The sequence below is a fragment of the Paraburkholderia sp. EG287B genome, assembly GCF_040965595.1.
Lineage (GTDB): Bacteria > Pseudomonadota > Gammaproteobacteria > Burkholderiales > Burkholderiaceae > Paraburkholderia.
The window spans coordinates 1-2,132 of record NZ_JBFRCG010000064.1; the positions used below are offsets into that span (position 1 = coordinate 1).

2 protein-coding genes are annotated in these 2,132 nt (G+C 62.8%); both read left to right on the top strand.

The annotated features are described in order from the left end of the window. Positions 1–67 precede the first annotated feature (67 nt). A complete protein-coding gene (tnpB, locus tag AB4Y40_RS42660) occupies positions 68–412 on the top strand; it encodes an IS66 family insertion sequence element accessory protein TnpB (RefSeq protein ID WP_092003338.1) in 345 nt (114 codons plus the stop codon). A 30-nt stretch (positions 413–442) separates the two neighbouring features. Continuing rightward, positions 443–2,038 (top strand): IS66 family transposase, encoded by a 1,596-nt coding sequence (locus tag AB4Y40_RS42665; protein ID WP_368692973.1) that lies wholly within the window; start codon positions 443–445, stop codon positions 2,036–2,038. Positions 2,039–2,132 lie beyond the last annotated feature (94 nt).

The following is a 2,132-nucleotide window of genomic DNA, read 5'->3' on the forward strand; positions in this document are numbered from 1 at the left end:
CAGTGGTTAAGGTCGACGGTATTGTCGACGCTGAGATGCTTCGAACGGTTTTGGAGAGCCTGCGCTCGTGATTTCTCTGCCAACAGGTACGCGTATCTGGCTTGTCGCGGGCATCACGGATATGCGCTGCGGCTTCCAGGGCTTGGCTGCCAAGGTGCAAACAGCGCTTGAGGAGAACCCGCTGGGCGGTAACGTCTTCATCTTCCGCGGGCGCCGCGGCGATCTCGTGAAGGTGCTTTGGGCTACTGAGGACGGGCTCTGGCTTCTCGCGAAACGGTTGGAGCGAGGGCGTTTCGTCTGGCCACAGGCCGATGGCGGCAAGGTCTTCCTGACCTCCGCTCAACTGTCGATGTTGCTTGAGGGCATCGACTGGCGGCAACCACGCCGCACCGCTGCACTGTCGATGTTGTAAACGGCGAGGAAGGCTCGTAAACTGCGCTTCATGTCGAACGGCGCCGATCTCCCTGAGGATGTTCACGCGCTGCAGGCCTTGGTGCTTGCGCAACGCGCGTCGCTTGCCGAACAAAGTGGCGAGATCGAACGGCTCGTGCGGGACATGGCCGAACGGGAACTCGAGATCGAGCGGCTGAAGGCGCAGATCGACAAGCTCAAACGGATGCACTTCGGTCGCAAGTCCGAGCAGCTTGACCGGCAGATCGACCGGCTTGAGACCGAGCTCGAAGATCTGGCTGCCGGTCGCGGCGTTGCCGATGTGCGCCGAGCCCGCGCGTCGACCGCGAGCATGTCTGGCGTCAACGCGTCGCCGCAGGAGGCCCTGCCGCCCCATCTGCCGCGCGAAGAGCATGCGTTCGAACTCGATCCGGGCTGCCCACTGTGCGGAAACGTGATGCAGCTGATAGGCGAAGACACATCCGAGCAGCTCGCTCGTGTCTCGGCCGCCTTCAAGGTGATCCGCACGATCCGGCGCAAGGGCGTCTGCACCTGCTGCAAGCACTTCTCGCAGCCGCCGATGCCCGGTCTGCCGATTGAACGCAGCATTGCCCACCCGAGCCTGTTGGCTGACATCCTCGTCTCGAAGTATGCGGACCACACCCCGTTGTACCGTCAGTCGGAGATTGCCGCACGCGACGGCGTCGCGCTCGACCGCGCCAGCATGGGGCGCTGGGTTGGTCAATGCGAGGAGCTGTGCCGCCCGCTGACCGAGGCACTGCGCCGCTACACGATGGCCGGCAAGAAGCTGCATGCGGATGACACACCGATCCCCGTGCTCGCGCCGGGCAACAAGAAGACCAGGACCGGTCGCCTGTGGGTCTACGTGCGTGACGACCGCCGCTCGGGTTCGAACGAACCGGCCGCAGTATGGTTCGACTACTCGTCTGACCGCAAAGGCATCCATCCCCAGACCCGTCTCGCCGGATTCGAGGGCATCCTGCAAGCAGATGGCTACGATGGCTTCAACGAGCTGTACGCGAGCGGCAGAGTTCGTCAGGCGGCTTGCTGGGACCATGCGAGGAGACGGTACTACGAAGTTCATGCGAGCACGCCAACCGACGACACGCAGGAACTGCTCGACATGCTCGGCGAGCTCTACAGCATCGAGGCGAATATCCGCGGCAAACCAGCCACCGAACGGCTGCGAGTGCGGCAAGAGAAGAGCAAGCCACTGCTCATCGCATTCGAGACGAAGATCAGGGCCAAGGTCGCGACGCTGTCGCGCAAGTCGGGCCTGGCCGGCGCAATCAACTACTCGCTGAATCGCTGGACCGAATTGATGATGTTCTGCGAGGATGGGCAGGCCGAGATCAGCAATATCCTGGCCGAAAATGCTCTGCGCTGTGTAAGCCTGGGTCGCAAGAACTTCATGTTCGCCGGTTCCGACAGCGGTGGCGAGAGGGCCGCCGCGATGTACGGTCTGATCGGCAGTTGCAAGCTCAACGGCATCAATCCGCGAGCCTATCTCGAATACGTCTTGACCCATATCGCCGATCACCAAATCAACCGCATCGAAGAGCTACTACCCTGGAATGTGGCCCCCAAGCTGCGCGGCAAGGCCGGCCCTCCTGCCTCCACCTCCTGATTGCCGGGTAGGCCCAGACAGAACCTGCCCACGCTCGCCGAGCATGCCTCATTTACGCACGTGACGTCGAGAGCGGCCCACGCGAGCCGCTTAC

Excerpts from the sequence above, each read along its gene's own strand:
- AB4Y40_RS42665 (WP_368692973.1), top strand. The coding sequence starts at position 443 with ATGTCGAACGGCGCCGATCTCCCTGAGGATGTTCACGCGCTGCAGGCC.